Genomic DNA, 19,234 nt, shown 5'->3' with positions numbered 1-19,234 from the left:
GTGTTGATTCTATGAGTGAGTATATAATTGAAATGCTGGGCAAGAGAATCGCAGGAGATATAGTTTGGAGCAGTGACATAGCATCATCACTTAGAAAGTGGAGAACTATATTCAAAGTCTCCCAGAGTGAGCTGGCTAGAATGCTTAACATAGCTCCTAGCGTTATAAACAGCTATGAGAAGGGTAAGAGGATTCCAGGAGCTAGATTTGTAAGAAAATATGTAGAAGCTCTGATAAAGATAGATTCTGAGAGAGGATGGACTGTAGCTAGAGAGCTTATGAAAAGCTTTAACATAAATATCCAAGCTATAATCGACATGGGAGAATTCGACATACCTGTAAACCTTGACGAGCTCATCTCAGCTGTGAGAGGTCTAGTTCTAAACTCGATATTCATACCAAAACAACTCTACGGATACACACTTATAGATTCTATCGAAGCTATAAAGAATCTCTCTGGAAACGAGTTCTGGCAGATAATGGGTATGACTAGCGAGAGAGCATTAGTCTTCACAAAAGTAGCTGCAGGAAGATCTCCTATGATTGCCGTGAGAGTAGCTCCTGTAAAACCAGCCGCGGTAGTTCTCCACGGAACTAAGAGGGTAGACCCTCTAGCTCTAGTTCTCGCGGATAAAGAAGCTATACCACTGATCCTTTCCACCTATGAAAGCGTTGAAGAACTAGCTAGAGGACTTAGAGATCTCAGATATAAACTCTCTAGACTTCTATAGCTATCTGATAATTTCTATATTAACTAGATATAAAAATGATAAAAAGAGAAGATAGAGTTTTTAACCTTTTAAAGAAGTTTACTAGAGGTGAGCCGAATACTAATTTTCGCCCTGTACAAGGGTGTTCCCTCAGACATTGCTAAGGTCGCAACAGCTGGAGGTATTATCAAGAGAGAAGAAGCACAACTAGTTATAAATCCCTACGATGTTAAAGCTATTGAAGCTGCTGATTATCTGAGAAGACTTGCAGGTGGTAAGGTTATAAGCATCTCTATGGGTCCTCACCAGAGGGTTATACCTATAGCATCAACTCTATACAGCTACGAGGTTTGGGGGGTTGATGAGTCTTATATACTTAGCGATAGAAGAATGGCTGGAGCTGATACTAGAGCTACTGCGTACACCCTCTCTATGGGTATTAAAAAGATCATAGATATCCACAGAGATGCTGTGACAAGTCTCATAGCATCTATCGAGGAGGGTAGAAGTGATGAAGAGATAAAGAAGATAGCTGAGGATCTGTATAGCAGAAATCTCATACCTAATAAGATCTATAGCAATAAACCTAGTATAAGCAAGTACTCTCTTATAGAGAGATATATCAGTAGAGAGATATCTAGAGAGAAGATCTTAGATAGCTTGAGAGAGTATAGAGAGAATCTCTATAGAGACATAGTATTATTCCTAGGAATGAAAGCTGTTGACGGGGAAACAGGAAACACAGGTCCTCAACTCAGTCAGGCTCTGAGCGATAGACTTGGAATACCTGTTGCTCACGCGACTTATGTCACGAATTTCACATATGATCCTGTTAGAAGAGTTATTATGGTTAGAAGGAGAATGGGAAGAGTGATTCAGGATGTGGAAATGGATCTCCCAGCACTGCTTACGATAAGACCTGAGTATGAAGCACCTCCAACACCTATCTCGCGAAGATTGGAGAGCTTGATGGAGATGTATAAAGGAAAGATCACAGAGATCAAGGTTTTAAACGCCGATGACATAGGTGCTGATCCGAGGTTTATAGGTCTTCTAGGTTCTCCCACTCAGGTTGGTCCAACCATAGAGGTTCCTAAGATGGTTGTCAAAAGAATTGTAGGGAGATCTATCAAGATTGTGAAGGAGGTTGAGAAAATAGAGGTTGGAGGAGTTGCTTACGGTCCTTACAAGCCTGGAGATATCATAACAAATCCTTCTAAAGAACTTGCGGAAGCCCTGGTTTCTCAAGGTCTTGGCAAGATATATGATTATGATGATCTCGCAGATGACATAGTAAAGATCCTGTCTTCAGAAACCTCAAGAGGTGGTTAGAATGTCTCTCGAATCAAGACTTCTACCTGCAACACCTGATCTAGAAGGTTATAAAGATGCATGGGGCTTCATAGAGTTCATTGAAGGAGAGTTGTTCGAGGTAAGTCTCGAAACCTTAGGTGCTGCGGCTAAAGTTGCTAGGAAGATAGGTATGAGAGTTGGAGCGGTAGTTCTAGGACATAAGATCCCTAGAGAGCTTCTTCAAGACCTGATCTATAGAGGTGCCGACTATGTTGTATACGCGGATCATCCGGAACTCGAGCATTACAATCCCATAGCATATACAGAGGTTATGTACCAGATAGCGTCTAGATACAGGCCTTGGGCTCTCTTCTTCATGGCAGACGATCTAGGAAGAGATCTAGGTCCTAGAGTTGCGTACAAGCTTAATACTGGGATGGCAGCTGATTGTATAGATTTTGATGTGAAAGACTATGAGTTCAAGCTAGCTGGAAAGACTTTCAAGAATCTTCTTGCTCAGATAAGACCTGCCGCTATATGGATTGCAGAGATATACACACCCAGACACAGACCTCAGATAGCTGGTGTTAGACCTGGCTACTTTAAACCTCCTCAGAGGGATACCAGTAGAAGTGGTGATATAATAAGATTTGATCCCGAGATACCTGAGGAGGTTAAGAGGTTTAGAGTTATAAATGTTGAGAAACTTCCGGAGACTAGAGATCCTTTGGTTGAAGCTGATCTAATAGTAAGTCTTGGAATGGGGATTCTAAGAAGACCTTCTGGAGAACCTGATCCTGTTAAAGCTTATGAGACAGCTAGAGAGTTGGCGGAGTATATAGGTAGAAAGCTTGGTGTGAGAACAGCTTTAGGAGCTTCAAGAGCTCTGATACATGCAGAGCTTAAAGAGCTTGAAGGCAGGATAAAACATGATATGCAGATCGGTCAGACGGGAAAAGCTGTATCACCGAAGATCTATATCGCGTGTGGTATAAGCGGTGCTGTGCAGCATAAGGTTGGTATGCAGGCTTCTGAGAATATAATAGCTATAAATATAGATCCTAATGCTCCTATATTCGAAATAGCAACACATGTAATAGTTGAGGATTTATATGATGCTCTTCCAAAGATCATACAGGCTCTTAAGAAGAAGCTAGGAGAGTAGGAGGTGTGGATATTGGTTGAGAAATATGATGTAGTGATCGTAGGAGCGGGAATCGCAGGTTCTTCAGCTGCGTATTACCTGGCTAGGAAGGGTTATAAGGTTATAGTTCTAGAGAAAGCTCACGTACCTGGTCAGAGGAATTCTAGTGGTGGTGTTATATACACGTCATATATAGAAGGTTATGGTCTTAAAGATCTCATACCAGAACTATATAGTGAAGCACCTCTGGAGAGAAGGATCAAAGACTATAAACTCTGGATCCTATCAAAACCTGATAAGAGTAATGGACATAGATATAGGTTTCTAGATCTCTCAGAAACTTTTCTAGATAGAATGATCCATGGAGAAGCTGAGAAGAGCGAAGGCTATTCAGTACTGAGATCCAGATTTGATAGATGGCTTGCATCTAAAGTCATAGAGGCTGGAGGTATAGTGGTTACGGATGCTACTGGAGAGAGTCTTATAAGAGAGAATGGAAGAATCGTTGGCGTGAGAACTTATAAAGAGGAGATCTACGGAGATCTCGTGATCGATGCTAGCGGTGTCACAAGCACTCTAGTTATAGAAGCAGGATTAAGAGGATATCTAGAGCCTGAGCATGTATACCACGGAATCAAGCATGTTTACGAGTTGGGAGAGAGCGAGATAGAAGAGAGATTCAAACTAGGTAAGGGCGAGGGTGTTGCCATAGCTATCATGGGAGATTTCATGTATGGGAGCAAGGGTGGAGGTTTTATCTATACTAATAAGAACACTATATCTATAGGACTTGTTCTAGAGATGAGTTCAATGCTCAAAGCTCTTGAAAAGCATAGAGACTCTATCGGTAAACCACTTGACATGCTCGAAGAGATGGAAAGCCATCCTGAGATAGCCAGGCTTATCGAAGGTGGCAAGCTTGTTGAATACTCAGCTCATAATATCCCTAAGGGTTCGAAGATCTATCTTAGAAAGCCTTATACGAGCGGATTTATAGCAGTTGGAGATGCTCTAGGAGCTTTTGTGAAGATCGGTGCAATGATAGATGGTATGAGAAGAGCTGTCGCCACGGGTATTATGGCTGCTAAGACTTTTGAAATAGCAAGATCTAGAGGATTATTCACGGAGGCTGCTCTCTCCGTATATCAGGATCTCCTCAGACCTATTACCAGAGATATAGAGAGATATAAGAGGCAGAGCATATTATCTGAGAGCTCTCTTCTCTACGGCTATGGGTATAAGATCATGCTGAAGATCATGGGTAGAGAAAGGATCTTTAGAGGAGATATTAGAAGAGCTTCTGGAGATGCTATTAAGAAGGTTCAGGAGAGAATTAATATTCTAAAGTATAATGAGAATAAAGAATACATCCATATCGATGTGGATTATGAGAATGCTAACAGAGATCCTAGAAAGCTATGGGTTTCAGCATGCCCCATGAACTGTTATACACTGGTTGTAGAAGGTAAAGGAGTATTCGCATCATATAAAGATCTATATTTATTCAATCTAGAACAGAGCAGACTCAGGAAGAGTGGAGACAGGGGTAGCGCTATGAGAGAGACTTTGAAAGATATAAGCATGGGAAAGCTTAGATTCGATCATGTTTCATGCGTGGAGTGCGGCACATGCTGGTTTATAGGTCCTCCTAATATTATAAGATTCCATCATCAGAGAGATGGAAAAGGTGTTAAATATCAGTACGGCTGAAAAAACTGGTATAGTATTCTATATCTAGTATACTGGATATTGTTTCTTCTCTATAAAATCTCTAGCTCTTCTAATAAGATCTCCTGATCTTGATAATCTCAGCAGTTCTGATACTCCTAGATCTAGGAGTGCTCCTGTTTTAACATTTCTCATTATATTCTTTATGGATTCTATAGATTCTGGAGCACTAGTTGATATAATACTTCTAGCGATCCTGATCGCATCATCTCTAAGCTTCTCTCTCGTCGTGAGATAAGAGATCATGCCGTATTGATAGGCTTCTCTAGCACTTATAACTCCTGATGTGAGAGCTATTAGAGATGCTCTTGCAAAACCTATCACGAGAGCTCCTACTCCTGAGAGTGCGGGAGGTATTAGACCCCATCTAGATTCAACCCATCCGAGTCTTGCATCTTCAACAGCTAGAACCACATCTCCTGTCCAGATCATCTCAGCACCTCCTCCATAAGCATCTCCATTAATAGCTATGATGAGAGGTTTTGAGAGGTTCAAGAGGGTTTTGAATAGCTCTGCAAGTACTCTAAATATTCTCTCAACATCTTCAGGACTTGATGCTGAGGAGATCTCGGAGAGGTCTATACCGCTCGAGAAGAACTTACCCTCGCCTGAGAATATCACGATCCTCACACTAGGATCTCTCTCAACCTCTTTCACAGCTCCTATGATTTCTCTCATGAGACTGGTGCTGAGTGCATTGCCTTTCTCAGGTCTGTTCATTGAGATCCAAGCTATGTAATCTATTCTCTCAGTCTTAACAAGACTCAATTCAAAGACCTCCACATAACTATTTTAAAGACTTTATATAACTCACAAGCTCGTCTAAGGATCTGATCTCAGGCTTCCAATCATATCCATATCTATTCACATGAACACTTCTAATATTGATACTACTCGCCGGAACCAGATCATATTGAGGGTATGCTGACACGTGAAGAACATACTCGGGGTCTAGACCTATGATATCGAGAGCTCTTCTAAAAGCCCTCGGATCAGGTTTGTAGATCTTTAAATCCTCGGCTGTGATGATATAGTCGAAGAGATCTCTGAAACCATGTAAAGTCACATCAATAAGATCTCTGTCTGTGTTAGATATAACACCTGTTTTAAAACCTGAGTTTCTGAGCATTATAAGTCCATAGATAGTGTCTGGGAAGGGAGGAGATCTAGCGAAGTTTCTTATAAAAGCTTCTCCAAGAAAATCACTGTAGCTAAGACCTCTTCTCTCCATAACTCTTCTAAGACATGTTCTAAGCACTTCTTTATACGGTTTATAGGATCTCACTTCGTAGAAGTCGCATTCGAAGTATTCTTCAATAGAATCTCTCGAAACATATCTGCTGAGAAAAGATCCTATGGAATACCTCCAATCAACAAGAGTACCATATACATCGAATGTCACGATTTTAATCAAAGTATCACCAGGTTTGTATGAGATATATGATATAAATGGTTTCTATATAGAATTATGTATGGTGTTTTAATGAGACTTAGATTTGTTGATGCTAGAGTTTGGAGATATTCTATAGCTGCTGTAGAGGATCTCATTGAAAACGCTATCATGGTAGTGAATGAATCAGGTCTGATGATGAGAGCCATGGATCCGGCTCATGTTGCCATGATAGAATTCATGATCCCTAGAGAAGGTTTTGATATTATAGATATCGATAAAGAATATAGAATACCTGTGAATCTTGAGAATATGATGAAGATCCTCAGAAGAGCTGGTAAGAAAGATGAGATAGTAATAGAATATCAGCCTCCGAGCATTAGAGTAGGACTTTCATCTCCTGAAGGTGTTGAGAGATTCTTTGAATTCTCAGCACTATCTCCAGGAGTTGTAGAAGAACCTCCAGAACTCTCTCTAGAATTCCCTGTCAAAGCTTCTGTAGTTCCCCAGGCTTTTAGAAGCAGCTATAAAGTTCTCTCCGAAGTAGGAGAAGTTTTCGAGATAGTATCGGATCAGAGCAAGATGCTTTTACAATCATCATCCGAGATCGGAGAGGTTTTCATAGAGCTATCTCAGGAATCAGGTCTTCTCAGAAGCTATGAGTTTAAAGCAGAGAAAGAGCAGAGGAGTAAGTATTCTCTAAGCTATCTTGATAAGATCTCTAAGGTTTCTATGATAAGCGATGATGTAGAGATAGCATATGGAGAGAGTCTGCCTATCAGAATTACTACAAGCCTGCCGAGAAGTGCTAGGCTGACACTTTATGTCGCTCCAAGAGAAGATTAGTGCTGTGGAAAGACTGTTCTCGGAATATTATTCAAGAGCTCCTCTCATACTTCCAGAAGATCTTGAGTTCAGAGAATTTGCATACCAGCCATTCAGATCTCAGTCTTATGTGAGACATCTCTCTTTTAGAACACGCGATGAAGTTATAGATTTCTTCACTAGAAATCCACCGCTACATCTCTACTATTCATCAGCAACATATCTTCATCCGGCTGTAGAGGATATGGATGCAAAAGGTTGGAGAGGTTCAGATCTTCTCTTTGATATAGATGCGGATCATATTGAGAAATGCGTTAGAAGTGGGTGGATTAGAAGACTTAGAATATGCCCTGAATGCGGTGTAGTATCTGAAAATCCTTCTGAGGAATGTCCTCAGTGTTCTGGAGAAACTATAGATCTTGTAGAACCAGAGTGTCTTTCAGAAGCTGCTAGAATAACTAGGGATCTTGTTGATGTGCTTATAGAGGAAATTGGTGTCAGCAGAAACTCTCTAGAGGTGTACTTCTCAGGAAACAGAGGTTTTCATGTGAGGGTTTTTGATGAGAGATTTAGAGAGCTTGGAAGAGATGAGAGAAGGATCATTGCCGAATATGTTCTAGCTAAAGATTACAATATTAGGGAAAATATAGATCCAGATCTTATCATTCTACCACCAAGAATCTCTGATGGAGGGATTAGAAGTAGAATTGCGAGAAGGATCCTAAGAATCATAGAAGATGAGGATATAAGAAGATACATACTTTCATCAGGTTCCGAAGGCTTGGATATAATAAGACGGATTGATAGAAACAAGCTTAGAGACCTTGAGAAACTCTACAACGAATATGCTGGAATACCTATTGATACGATGGTCACGATAGATATATCAAGACTCGTGAGAATACCCAACTCTATAAATGGCAAATCAGGGCTTATCACAAAGAAAATAGATTTGAGCGAGCTGGAGAATTTCACACCAGAATCAGAGAAACTATCACCATTTAAAGATCTCAGGATTATAATCGAGATAAGATATAGAATACCTAGAATAAGATTTTTAGAACGCACACTCGAAGTAAGATCACAAGCCTTATACGAGGTGCCAGGAGACCTAGGAGTTTTCTTAGAACTGAAAGGTTTGGGTAGAATAAGAAAAGTTATATAGAATGGTTATCAGAGGATAAGAACTTCCCAGCAGATCTCTCATATATCCCAGTAGAAGATATATCATTATCTAAGATCTAGATCTTAGAATTGAATTTTTCTCATAGGTCTTCAATAAAGATCCTTCAACATGATACGCACGCCAGCATATTTACATATTTATATGCTTCTTATCGAAATCCTACTGGTAGAATGAAACCTTTAGGGTGTGTCACATGATCTCCATCGAAAATGTTTCGAAGAGTTTCGGAGGCTTTAAAGCTCTTGATAGAGTGTCTTTCAATGTGAGAAATGGAGAGATAGTAGGTTTTGTAGGTCTCAACGGTGCTGGTAAGACCACTACTATTAGAATAGCTGCTGGAGTGCTTCCACCTGATTCCGGAGATGTAATTGTTGACGGCTACTCTGTTACTAAGGATAAGAAGAAGGTTTCTGAGAGGATCGGGTGGATTCCTGAGATACCTTTATTTGAAAGAGATTTCAAAGCATTAGACTACTTCATATACATAGCAGGATTTCACGGCTACTCAAGGTCTGAAGCCTTAAGACTCGGTAGAGAGCTTATGAGCAGGTTCGGACTTGAAGATGCTATGAATAGAAAGATTGGTCAGTATTCCCAGGGTATGAGAAAGAGATTTGCACTAGCTCTGAGCATGATAAGTAATCCTCCTAATTTCCTCTTCGACGAAGTTCTCAACGGTCTGGATCCTCAGGGTATTGTATTCTTCAGACAGCTGGCTCAGGAATTTAAGAAAGAGGGTAAAGCGGTTTTATTCTCTTCTCATATACTCTCGGAGGTTGAGGGTATTGCTGATAGAGTTGTATTCATACATAGGGGGAGGATTATAGCTGATATGAGTATTGATGAGATAAGAAGTAGAGTTGGTAGTAGAGAGCATGGAGCTCTAGAAGAGTTCTTCTTCAAACTCATAGGTGAGAGATGATGAGCTTATCTCCTATCATATATGATCTCAGGAGGTCTATTCTGAGAATATCAACAATAATGCTACTACTACTAGCATTACTAGCAGGAGTAGGATTAACATATCTACTGAAAGTATCTCTACTTCAAGGAGGAGTAGCTCTTGAGGATGTGAACTTCATAGGAGCTCTAGCCGTAGGATTAGATAGATCGTATCTGTTAGGAGCTGTCTTTAATAAGAATGGAGAGCCTTTGAGTAGTGTAAGAGCAGAACTATACCTAGGTAGCTCAAGAATTCTAGAGACTTTTTCTAATGATAGCGGACTCATATATGCAGAGCTTAACACAAGAGATCTTATGAAAGAGATCATGAGCCAAGCACCTATACCCCTGCAAACCCCGGCATCTCCTACAGCTTTTGCCACACCAACATTATATCTTTCGAAAGACTCCGCTAATATTACTGTGACAGGAGTTCTCTACACCTCTGCGGGAGATAACAGAAGCATGCCTCTAGTTATCTTCAGATGGGCTAGCGGCTATCTGCCTCTCTCAGCTTCATATCCAAAGATCCAGGAGGGTTTGCCCTACACGTATCTAGATTCTATGATACTAGCCGTAGATAGCAAGGGTATCAAATCTATGGTCTTCGGATTCTCATTCGATGGAGGTTCTATCAGACCTCTTACAGATCCTCTCTATTATAATATATCGAAAACATCTCTGAACATGAGCATCATGATCGGAGCTCCAATAGCAGGACCTGCTAGAGCTTCTCCAAATGTTTTCGTACTTCAAACTCCTAATATTAATCTTAGTGAGATCTCTCTGCAATACTATGGAAATCTCAGAGGTTTCTGGAGTGAAGTTTATCTGAAAGCTCCCGAAGATCTTATGAGAGATCTGAGATATGGTGTGGTGATTATAGATGTAAATAAATCATCTGCAGATCAGAATACTCTTATAATAAGCTTCAACTCGGTTTCTCCGATAACTGCTGCCGCCACAGGAACTCTGTCTTCATCAATAGCTATTATAATGATGCTTTTCACAATATCAGTCGTATATCTCTCGAATCAACTTATGGCGAGACCTAGGTCTTCTGGAGAACTTGAGTTCATACTTTCAAAACCTATTACTAGAAGAGATCTTTTTATAAATAGATATGTAGCTCAGCTGGTTTCACTCGCTATAATGACTCTACTCTTCACAGTAGTCTTCCAGATCTCAACTACAGTTTTCCTAGGCTTCTCATACGATGCTCTAACACTTGTCTATCTGTACGCGTCAGTGATGCTGGCACTCGCAGGATTTCTATCACTGATCTACTCTATAGCAACTTCTCTAAGATCGGGTATGTACATGGGTCTTGCCATATTACTCTATATGATACTAGTGATATTCTGGGATGCGATCATGTTCCTACTAGCTTTCACAGTATTCGGAATCTCTAGTCTTCAGGATATTCAGGATTTCACCAGTAGAAGTCTCTACTTTAATCCTAGAATAGCTACGAGATTTTTCGTGGAGCTTGCTCAGAATCATATAATAGGCACTCAGCTGAGTCTAGATCCCTTGTATGTTGCCATATCTATAGCATCCTGGATCTTCATTCCTCCAATCCTAGCATATATCAGGTTCAGAAGAATACCTCTCTACACATAGTGTTAACAGTCTTGGGTGCTTCTATAATGAGGTTTAAAGCAGATCTTCAGATACATACAGTTTGTAGTGATGGTAAGTCTACTGGAGAGGATGTTGTAAGGCATGCACTTATAAAGGGTGTGAGAATCGTAGCTCCTACAGATCATAATACTTTCAAGGGTTATAAGATCGTTAGAGAAGCTGTTGAAAAGATCAACGCAAGCATGATAGTGATCGCTGGAAACGAAGTTAGAACAGACCTGGGAGAACTTATAATACTATGTGAGAATCCTCTCCCCGACGAGATAGTACCTAGAAGAGCTGTAGAACTCATCGATTTCGCGCATGAGAGAAATTGCATAGTCTACGCACCACACCCCTACGATCCTCTGAGACTTGGTGTGAAAGACATGATCAGAAAGCTTGAGATCGATGCTATAGAGATCTTCAACGCATCAGCACCTCCATGGTCTAATAAGAAGGCTTATAAAACAGCTAAGGAGATGGGGAGAACAATGCTGGCTAATAGCGATGCTCACGTGCCTGATTTCATAGGATCTGCTTATAATATCATTGAGATTGAAAATCTAAGAGCTGAGGATGTGCTAGAAGAGATAAGAAAGAATAGAGTGATACCAGTACCTGGAAGACCTTCTCTAGTAGCCTATATAAAAGACGCTCTACACAGCATAGCACTTAGAATGAATAAAAATTATCCGAGAGAACTCTGCTCTAGATCTCGCTAGATCTCTGGAGGAATGATATAGCGTTTAAAACCACGTATTTCAATGCTTTCTTCTTAACATTATAAAAGCTGACACCTCCATTACCATGAGCAGGTCTTACTCTCACCTCGTACACTTCATCAGATCTTATGTATCTCTCTAGCAATCCTCCATTACTCTCGATATCTCCAGCTCTTAGAATTAGAGTATTCGATGGATTCTGATGATACTCTTTATAGGTTATCTCAAAGAGCTCATCAGGGTCTAAAGGTTTGAAACTTTCCTCGAATAGAGGATCTCTAGATATCTCCTCTAGATCCTCTACGAGAACCCATCTAATATCATTGGAAGCTACATCTCTAAAGTAGATCACGGCTGTATCAGAGTCTTTTCTCATATCTTTAAGCTTGCTCTCCACGAGATCTTCTGGTAGCTCTGTTATCTCTGAAATCTCGCTAACTGTTAAAGCCATTCCTTTCATAGCTTTGCTTATCGTGTAACTAAGATCCTTAAGCCAGATCCTTGTTGGAGGTATCTCGAGAATCCTTCTAGATATAGGAGAAGGTTCTCTAGATCTGACTCTGAATACCTTGATTCTCTCCTTGCATAGATTCTCTATAAACTCGCTCAAGCTGATCTCATCCTCAAAATCTGAGAGGATCTGATTCAAAGCCTCATCAACTATAAAACTATCATCTTCAGCACCACTAATCTTTCCGAAACTATATTGTATCTCTCTCACCTTACTCCTGAGTCTAGGACTTCTCATAAGAGCACTTCTGATACTCTCGGAAATCCTGCCACTCCTACAGATATCCATTATAAGTTCTATAGGATCTAATCCTTCAGCTCTTAGCGAGAATCCATATCCTGTGATCCTGATCTCAACATCTCTACCAGCTCTCTTAAAAGCTTCATTGAGTACTACATATCCTAATATCTCGGCTAATTTATCTCCGAAGGGGTATAAAACGATCTTCTCAACTCCTAGATCTTCTACTACGATCAGATCTTCTCTAGGAATAGGGATCTTATTGTTTACAAACCATCTTCTAAAAGATCTCACGGATTCAAGAGATAACTCTAGCGATTCAGCATCCATGAGATCTTTTAGAGCTTTAAGATCCTCTGAACCTTCTCCAAGGATCTCGTAGAATGATCTGGCTGTAGAAATACTTCTAGAAGCAGTATCTCCATTCCAGAGAGGTATAAAGCCCTCACCACTCTCCGTAGCCGATACCTCGACAATCTTATTATAATCATCTATTTTCAGAACCTTCCAAAGTCTCCCAGAAAGTCTTATAACATCGCCAGCTCTAAGAATCCTATAAACATAGAATTCATCGAGAGCTCCTATAACCTCTTTATCAGCTCTGACAATATACATATCGTTATCATTTATGTAGGAGAAGAATTCTGAGAAGCTTTTAATACAATTCTTATTCTTGTTAAAACTCCATATATTAAAGAAATTCCTCTTAACTCTTATACTATCATCCGGGAACCTCTCAATCAGTTTATTCTCAGCCAGATAGTCTACTACTCTCATAAAATCTTCATAAGATAGATCTCTGAATACATATGTAGACTTTAGAGTGCTATAGATCTCCTCAGCACTTACAAGACTTCTCAGAGACATGCCAAGAATAGTTCTGGCAATTAGATCCTTAGGCTTTCTAAATCTCCTAGGCTTCTCAACATAACCTCTGCTCATAAGTCTTACTAGAGAGAGTATCTCTAGAAGATCTATATCTCTATCAACAAGTATAACACCCTCGGAAATTCTATCGAGAGAATGCCCAGATCTTCCTATTCTCTGAATCAGAGAAGATACCTGACCAGGAGATCTGAATAAAATCACTCTCTCAATAAACCCCAGATCCACTCCCAGCTCCAGTGTTCTGGTAGAGACTACTATGTTAGCCTCACCATTTTTAACAAGATCCTCAACATCTTCCTTAACCTTGCTAGATATCGAAGAATGATGCACGAAAACTCTATCGATACCTGCTCTCTCAAGAGCTTCATGAAGTCTCTCAGCCATGTACCTGCTATTTACAAACACCAGTGTCACAGGCTTGTACAGATTTTTAATAGTTCTAGCAATGCTATCTAGAGAGTTCTCGCCGCTCGACACAACCCTGCTAATATGTATTCTTATCTTCTTCAACTCTCTAGATTGAACTATGCTACACTCTCTCTCCGAGGATCCTGTGAAGAATCTTATCACATACTCTGGATCTCCTACAGTTGCTGAGAGCATTATCCTCTGGAAATCTCTTCCTACAACTCTTCTAAGTCTCTCAAGAAGAATAGCTACCTGAACACCTCTCTTACTCCCTATAAGCTCGTGGATCTCATCTATCACAACCCATCTGAGTTTCTCGTAGAACTCTCTAAATCTGATACCCCAATCAAGATCTACCTGAAGATTCTCAGGAGTTATAATGAGAATATGAGGAACCTTCTTAAGTCTTCTAATCCTCTCGACGGTAGGGACATCACCATGTTTTCTTCCTACGATGAAACCAAGTCTATCAGTCCACCACTTGATCCTCTTATAGAGATCATTTATAAGAGCTTTCATAGGTGTTATATAGAGCACGTAGACACCTGAGGAATTTCTCACATCACTATCGGAGAGCATCATAGAGAAGATAGGTAGCATAGCAGCTTCAGTCTTACCACTACCCGTAGGAGATATTATGAGAGTATTTCTCCCTTCAATAATACTTCTCGAAGCTTCTATCTGTACTGGTGTGAGAGAGCTCCAACCTTTTATCTTGATAAGATCTAGGATCCTACGATCTAAAATTCTATTTAGATCCTCTTCATAGGATTTCTCATTCTTCCCAGAACATTCATATATCTTACACTCCACCCTACAACATCCAGAGACATGTTTTAAGCTTGAATGCTTAAATATTTTTCCGGAACCTCTCTAGAGTCTCTACATCAATCTTAAATCCTTATAATATAACTAATATACTGAGATTACATTGTTCAGAAGACTTAAAGAGCTTTTCAATAGGGTAGCTGATAAGATATCAAATGCTATTGAGGAGAAGATCTCGAATAAGATCTCGAAAGAGATCTCTGAAGAAGATCTCGAAAAGATCTCTGAAGAACTAGTTCTAGAACTCGTAGAAGCAGACGTAGCACTAGAAGTTGCAGAGAGCATTGTAAGAGATTTTGAGAAGAGGATAGTAGGCTCTAGAATAGGTTTTCTAGAGAGTAAGAGAGAGTACATAGTTGATAGCTTTAGAGAGGTTTTAAAACAGTATCTTAGTAAAGGAGTTTCAGAAAAAGATCTTCCAGAGATCATTAGAGAGAGCAGGAGTAAACCTTATAAGATACTCTTTATGGGTGTTAACGGTGTTGGAAAGACAACTACGATAGCTAAGGTTGCTAAGTATCTTAGAGATAAAGGTTTTAAAGTAATGGTGGTTGCTGCAGACACTTTCAGAGCAGGTGCTCAAGAACAGCTTGAAGTCCATTGTAATAGACTTTCGATACCCATATTCAAAGGAAGATATGGAGCAGATCCAGCAGCTCTGGTGTATGATGCTATAAGATATTCTATGAAGCAGGGGTTTGATGTTCTTCTAATAGACTCAGCTGGTAGACAGCATACTGATAGAGATCTTATGAATGAGATTTTAAAAGTATCGAGAGTGTCAAAACCAGATCTGAGAATTCTAGTGCTTGACGCATTAACAGGGAATGACGCGGTTAATCAAGCTAGAGAATTTGATAAATATGTAGGTGTTGACGCTGTCATACTTACAAAACTAGATGCAGAAGCCTCAGGAGGATCTGCGCTTAGCATTATAGCATCTATTAATAAACCAATACTCTACGTAGGAGTAGGACAGGGGTATGATGATCTCGTTAAATACTCTCCAGAAGAGATCTTAGGTAGAATTCTCTGATCTAGGATCTTGTAATATGCTAAGAGATCTTACCAGCACCATATCTCATAGCCTCACCTATGTACTTCTGAGCAATCACATATATCAGGACTATAGGTATTGAAAACAAAACTGTTCTAGCAGCGAAATCAGCCCAGTATATTGTCTGACCGACCGCGGTCTGGTAAACATATGCTGCAAGTGTGTTAACTCTTATAAATGAGGCTAGAAGAAACTCACCCCAGGCTCCCATGAACGCGAATAGAGCTACTATGAATACCACACCTCTAGATGCTGGGAATATTACTCTGAATACTATATCTCTCCAGCTTGCTCCATCTATGAAGGCTGCTTCATCAAGAGATCTTGGTAATGAATCAAAGTAGTTTTTAATAAGCCATGTCTGAAAAGGTACTGCTGATGATGTGTATATAAGAGGTAGTATGAATGGATTCCCTATGAGAGGTATTCCTAGAGAGTTTAATTTAACCAAGAATATGAATAAAGCTATCACAGCTGCAACACCGAATCCTCCGCCTATCTGGCTTAGTATAAGGTAGAGAACCAGAATATAACCTTTACCTCTGAACTCGAATCTTGAGAAAGCATAGGCTGCAGGAACTATGACAAAGATCGAGAGTATTATGTTGAGAAGAGCTACTATAATACTTGTAATAGTAGCTGCTATAAAATTAGGATCTGATATTGCATTGATATAATGCTCTAGAGAGAGTCCATACCTCTCAATATCTTCAAAGCTACTTGGTATAACCTGTCCTCTGAGTAGTGATGCTATGACAACATATGCTATAGGATACATGAGTATCGCTATAACAAGTATTGCTAGTACTGTGAGAATTATACCTCCTATATAATAACTCAGTTTAAAAGATCTCATTACTCTCACCTCTTTCTATACAGGAAGTAGTACCATAGAAGAGCGTATACTAGGAGTATTAGAACTGCGAAAAGATATGAAGCAGCTGAAAGCCCGTAATCTCTGTAGAAGTAAGCCTGTCTATAGCCGTAGAGTATTATAAAATCATTTGAATACCCGAGCTGGGGAGAGGTTCCGGGGAAGCTTATCATTGTAGCAGGACCTCCTCCATTGATCAGAAGAGGTACTAGGAAGGCCTGTAGTGAAGCACCTGTGGTCATTATAGCTGCAAATGCTATAGGTCTCAGAGTTAGAGGTAGGGTCACTCTTCTAAATCTATAGAGAATACTAGCACCATCGATATATGTAGCTTCTATAATCTCTCTTGGAACTCCTGCTATAGCTCCCATGGCTACGGTCATTATAAATGGGTATGCAAGCCATGTCTCAACAATATTATATACTGTGAATGCATCCCACTCAAGATTATATATGTTAAAGCTTCTCCCTAGAAAAGCTGAGAAGAATTGAGCGAAAGGACCTACCCCAGGTAGGAAGAGCATTCTCCAGGTTGTTATAGTGAGAAGAGGAGGAAGAGCCCATGGGAGTACTAGAAGAGCTCTCATAATTCTCCTACCTGCTATGAGTGGTGATGAGAATAAGAATGCGATCCCTACACCGACTATGACTTTGAGAGGCACGCTGGTTGCAACGAATAAAAGTGTCTTATACACTGCGTAGGGGTATGAAGCTTCTGTGAATAATCTTCTGAAATTCTCTAATCCTACGAAGTGAAGTGTTAGAGCATCGATCTGTCTGTCTATGTCTCCTACCACTCTCTCTACAAAGAGATCATAATCACTTTCAATAGTTCTCAGAGTCATGAGACCTGAGTTTAGATAGTCTACTACTTGGGGGAGGTATTTATATGATATATTCCTTATTCTGTTGAGATCTTCTTCTGAGATGCTTATCTTGAAGAAGAGCACTGATGAAATCTCTGTTCTGAAGGATCCTAGGATCTCATTAGCTTTAGATATATTACCTCTGAGCTCTGGATAGTAGTTGAGATAGTAGCCTTCTGCTGTTACCAGTGAATTTACTTCAAGCATTTCAGAACTCATATTATCTATATAGCTATTCAACTCTGCGATAGAGATCTTGCTAGCATTCTGATTTATATAGTTCTCAAAAGATTCTATAGTACTGATCACTCTAGAGATCGAAGAATCTATCCTAGCGAGATAAGAAGATATCTCGCCCCTCCTAGTCTCAAGATCTCTTGTCACATTAGCTCTCAAACTTAGAAGCTCTAGAAGCTTAGGACTTGGAACAATATTATTAGCATTAGCATCAGTGAAAGCTATATAGAGAGAATATGCTATAGGCCATATATTGAAAAAAAGATATAGAACCACACTCACTATAGTGAGAGCTAATGCTACTCTGAGAGGATACAAAACTCTTCTAACACTACCCATATTAAAACCCTTTAAAAATCTTGATCATCCAGCTAGTTTAACATTGCACTTACTCACAAGAGCTGAAGCAGCCTGATCTAGTATTCCCTTCAGATCCTGTAGCGTCGCGTTAAGACCTTTCTCATTATACTCTGTAACTATTGCACTAACAGCAGTACCGATGGGATCCCATACACAGCCCATCTTAGGAACCTTAGGCATTGGAATACCATTCGATATGGATTCTATAAATCCATAGACAATATTATACTTATCTCTATTAGCTGTGATATAATTTATAACACTATTCTTAACAGGTATATACCCTCCATAGTCTACTAAGAACTTAAGCATTCTATCATTCATAGTAAACCATAATGTGAAGAGTAGTGATGCATAGAGTCTGTTAGGATCCTTCTCAACAAGACTTGTTATCCATAGCATTCTAATACCTACGAAAGGTCTGGGAATTCTTCCATCAATACTCGGGATAGCTCCTATGCTAAGATTCTTATAAACTCCCAGAATGCTATTCATACTCCAAGGACCTGTTATAATGCATGGAGTCTTACCGTCTAGGAATAGCTTTAGCTGAGTTTCTCCACCTACATCAGCTGTGTACATGTAGGGGAATACATGAGTTAGTAGAAAGCTTATACCTTGAAGAGTTCCTGAGGAATTGAAAGCTGTGGTATCAGTGGTTTCATCATAGTAATATCCTCCGAATGCTGTTATGAATGGATATATGTGATAAGGATCTATCTGATATGCTAAGCCATATAATCCTTTTGAAGGATCTGTATAGTTCTTCATTATACTCTCTAGATCTGAGAATGTTGAAGGAATCTGAGGAACCTTATTAGCATCACAGATCAGAGCAATACCTTCAGCAGCCCATGGAAGTCCGTACACGTGAACGCCAAGCTGTCCTGCCGCGAAAGCTAGTGGTAGAAGCTGGGATTGTATATCGCTTAGAGTCTGAGGAGGTAGATACTTGTCAAGAGGTATTATAAATCCAGCCTCAGCGAATTCTCCAGTCCAGTCATGAGCCCAGGTAAATACATGAGCTGTATTCTCGATATCTCCAGCTACTATCCCTGCTTTTACAGTCTCTTTAAGATTCTGAATATTCTGATAATTAACCTTGATACCAGGATACTCTCTCGTGAAGTTTGCTACAACCTGCTTCATAAGATCTGCTTCGAATGGATACATAGAGGTCCAGAAGTTTATTGTGACAGAGATCTTACCCTCGCGAGCGTTCATGGCGAAATCATATAGATCCTTTGGAACTCTAATCTGAGTTCCATCGATATTAAGAATCATGAGCTGAGGAGCTGTTGTAGTAGGAGTTGTGGCAGGGGTTGTAGTTGTGGGAGTAGGAGTTGGAGTAGTTGTAGGAGTAGTCTGGATCACTGTAGGAGTAGTTGTTGTGGGAGTA

At 39.9% G+C, this 19,234-nt stretch carries 16 protein-coding genes; 10 read left to right on the top strand and 6 right to left on the bottom strand.

Going from position 1 to position 19,234, the window contains the following annotated elements; all coding sequences use genetic code 11:
* The first annotated feature begins 11 nt into the window (after window positions 1–11).
* The 4 genes from QXS89_05700 to QXS89_05685 all read left to right on the top strand — a co-directional run bounded on the left by QXS89_05700 (window position 12) and on the right by QXS89_05685 (window position 4,857).
* Entirely contained in the window at window positions 12–731 is a 720-nt protein-coding gene (locus QXS89_05700; protein ID MEM3831669.1) for a helix-turn-helix domain-containing protein, read from the top strand.
* 87 nt (window positions 732–818) lie between these two features.
* A complete protein-coding gene (locus tag QXS89_05695; protein ID MEM3831668.1) occupies window positions 819–2,042 on the top strand; it encodes a hypothetical protein in 1,224 nt (407 codons plus the stop codon).
* 1 nt (window position 2,043) lies between these two features.
* A complete protein-coding gene (locus tag QXS89_05690) occupies window positions 2,044–3,168 on the top strand; it encodes an electron transfer flavoprotein subunit alpha/FixB family protein (protein MEM3831667.1) in 1,125 nt (374 codons plus the stop codon).
* Window positions 3,169–3,180: 12 nt separating this feature from the next.
* Window positions 3,181–4,857, top strand: coding sequence for an FAD-dependent oxidoreductase (locus QXS89_05685; GenBank protein MEM3831666.1), 1,677 nt, complete (start codon window positions 3,181–3,183; stop codon window positions 4,855–4,857).
* A gap of 24 nt (window positions 4,858–4,881) precedes the next feature.
* Here the strand turns inward: QXS89_05685 and QXS89_05680 are convergent, their stop codons facing one another.
* Complete coding sequence (locus QXS89_05680) at window positions 4,882–5,643, bottom strand: enoyl-CoA hydratase/isomerase family protein (GenBank protein MEM3831665.1); 762 nt, start codon at window positions 5,641–5,643, stop codon at window positions 4,882–4,884.
* Between the two features lie 19 nt (window positions 5,644–5,662).
* Complete coding sequence (locus tag QXS89_05675) at window positions 5,663–6,289, bottom strand: HAD-IA family hydrolase (protein MEM3831664.1); 627 nt, start codon at window positions 6,287–6,289, stop codon at window positions 5,663–5,665.
* A 69-nt stretch (window positions 6,290–6,358) separates the two neighbouring features.
* Between QXS89_05675 and QXS89_05670 the strand changes: the two genes are divergently transcribed.
* From QXS89_05670 to QXS89_05650, 5 genes are all read left to right on the top strand, one after another.
* On the top strand, window positions 6,359–7,111 hold the full coding sequence (locus tag QXS89_05670; protein ID MEM3831663.1) for a hypothetical protein: 753 nt from the start codon (window positions 6,359–6,361) through the stop codon (window positions 7,109–7,111).
* Complete coding sequence (locus tag QXS89_05665) at window positions 7,089–8,255, top strand: DNA primase small subunit domain-containing protein (GenBank protein ID MEM3831662.1); 1,167 nt, start codon at window positions 7,089–7,091, stop codon at window positions 8,253–8,255. The genes QXS89_05670 and QXS89_05665 overlap by 23 nt, the downstream gene beginning before the upstream one ends.
* A 214-nt stretch (window positions 8,256–8,469) precedes the next feature.
* Window positions 8,470–9,198: an ABC transporter ATP-binding protein gene (locus QXS89_05660; protein MEM3831661.1), complete on the top strand. Its 729-nt coding sequence runs from the start codon at window positions 8,470–8,472 to the stop codon at window positions 9,196–9,198.
* On the top strand, window positions 9,198–10,841 hold the full coding sequence (locus tag QXS89_05655; protein ID MEM3831660.1) for an ABC transporter permease subunit: 1,644 nt from the start codon (window positions 9,198–9,200) through the stop codon (window positions 10,839–10,841). The genes QXS89_05660 and QXS89_05655 overlap by 1 nt, the downstream gene beginning before the upstream one ends.
* Window positions 10,842–10,867: 26 nt before the next feature.
* Entirely contained in the window at window positions 10,868–11,566 is a 699-nt protein-coding gene (locus QXS89_05650; GenBank protein ID MEM3831659.1) for a PHP-associated domain-containing protein, read from the top strand.
* Here QXS89_05650 and QXS89_05645 read toward each other — a convergent pair.
* Entirely contained in the window at window positions 11,553–14,426 is a 2,874-nt protein-coding gene (locus QXS89_05645; GenBank protein MEM3831658.1) for a DEAD/DEAH box helicase, read from the bottom strand. The genes QXS89_05650 and QXS89_05645 overlap by 14 nt on opposite strands.
* A 118-nt stretch (window positions 14,427–14,544) precedes the next feature.
* Here QXS89_05645 and ftsY point away from each other — a divergent pair, with 118 nt between their 5' ends.
* On the top strand, window positions 14,545–15,477 hold the full coding sequence (ftsY, locus tag QXS89_05640) for a signal recognition particle-docking protein FtsY (protein ID MEM3831657.1): 933 nt from the start codon (window positions 14,545–14,547) through the stop codon (window positions 15,475–15,477).
* Between the two features lie 19 nt (window positions 15,478–15,496).
* Here the strand turns inward: ftsY and QXS89_05635 are convergent, their stop codons facing one another.
* The 3 genes from QXS89_05635 to QXS89_05625 form a co-directional block, all read right to left on the bottom strand.
* Window positions 15,497–16,354, bottom strand: coding sequence for an ABC transporter permease subunit (locus QXS89_05635; GenBank protein ID MEM3831656.1), 858 nt, complete (start codon window positions 16,352–16,354; stop codon window positions 15,497–15,499).
* A 5-nt stretch (window positions 16,355–16,359) separates the two neighbouring features.
* The gene (locus QXS89_05630) at window positions 16,360–17,814 is read right to left on the bottom strand and encodes a sugar ABC transporter permease (protein MEM3831655.1); all 1,455 of its coding nucleotides are present in this window, start codon (window positions 17,812–17,814) and stop codon (window positions 16,360–16,362) included.
* Between the two features lie 24 nt (window positions 17,815–17,838).
* Window positions 17,839–19,234, bottom strand: a 1,396-nt coding sequence (locus QXS89_05625; GenBank protein MEM3831654.1) for an extracellular solute-binding protein, incomplete at its 5' end; no start/stop codon positions are given.

This window comes from Sulfolobales archaeon, from assembly GCA_038881635.1.
Taxonomy (GTDB): Archaea; Thermoproteota; Thermoprotei_A; order Sulfolobales; family AG1; genus WYEN01.
This window is presented reverse-complemented; position numbering and strand designations above follow the sequence as displayed.

Bases quoted from the DNA above. Each gene is read 5' to 3' on its own strand.
- QXS89_05700 (MEM3831669.1), top strand. From the start codon at position 12: ATGAGTGAGTATATAATTGAAATGCTGGGCAAGAGAATCGCAGGAGAT.
- QXS89_05690 (MEM3831667.1), top strand. From the start codon at position 2,044: ATGTCTCTCGAATCAAGACTTCTACCTGCAACACCTGATCTAGAAGGT.
- QXS89_05670 (MEM3831663.1), top strand. From the start codon at position 6,359: ATGAGACTTAGATTTGTTGATGCTAGAGTTTGGAGATATTCTATAGCT.
- QXS89_05665 (MEM3831662.1), top strand. From the start codon at position 7,089: ATGTCGCTCCAAGAGAAGATTAGTGCTGTGGAAAGACTGTTCTCGGAA.
- QXS89_05660 (MEM3831661.1), top strand. From the start codon at position 8,470: ATGATCTCCATCGAAAATGTTTCGAAGAGTTTCGGAGGCTTTAAAGCT.
- QXS89_05655 (MEM3831660.1), top strand. From the start codon at position 9,198: ATGAGCTTATCTCCTATCATATATGATCTCAGGAGGTCTATTCTGAGA.
- QXS89_05650 (MEM3831659.1), top strand. From the start codon at position 10,868: ATGAGGTTTAAAGCAGATCTTCAGATACATACAGTTTGTAGTGATGGT.
- QXS89_05635 (MEM3831656.1), bottom strand. From the start codon at position 16,354: ATGAGATCTTTTAAACTGAGTTATTATATAGGAGGTATAATTCTCACA.
- QXS89_05630 (MEM3831655.1), bottom strand. From the start codon at position 17,814: ATGGGTAGTGTTAGAAGAGTTTTGTATCCTCTCAGAGTAGCATTAGCT.